Annotated in this window: 1 pseudogene; it reads left to right on the top strand. The window is 67.0% G+C overall.

What is annotated here, in order from left to right:
* Window positions 1–445 (top strand): annotated as a pseudogene (locus AC1Q80_RS30860) (electron transfer flavoprotein subunit alpha/FixB family protein); the annotation flags it as partial.

The raw sequence follows: 445 nt of genomic DNA, 5'->3' as shown, positions 1-445 counted from the left end.
GGCGAGTAAGATCGCCAGTGGGACTGGTGCTGACGTGCATGTGCTGGTGGCCGGTGCCGGCGCCAAGGCGGCAGCTGACCAGGCCGCCAAGCTTGCCGGCGTCGCCAAGGTGCTGGTGGCCGAGGACGCGAGCCTCGCCAACAATCTGGCCGAGCCCCTGGCAGCCCTCATCGTCTCGCTTGCCGGCAGCTACGACACCATCCTTGCTGCCGCCACCTCGGTCGGCAAGAACGTGCTGCCGCGGGTTGCAGCGCTTCTGGACGTCGTCCAGGTCTCGGAAATCACCGAAGTTGTCTCTTCCGACACCTTCAAGCGCCCGATCTATGCCGGCAACGCCATCCAGACGGTGCAGACGAGCGAAGCCAAGCGCGTGATCACCGTGCGCACCGCCTCGTTCGCGTCTGCCCCTGAAGGCGGCGCTGCCTCGGTCGAGACGATCGCGGCA

It is taken from the genome of Ensifer sp. GW823-FHT05D09, from assembly GCF_058795755.1.
Note: the sequence above shows the minus strand (reverse complement) of the source record. Positions and strands in the feature narration are given on the sequence as shown.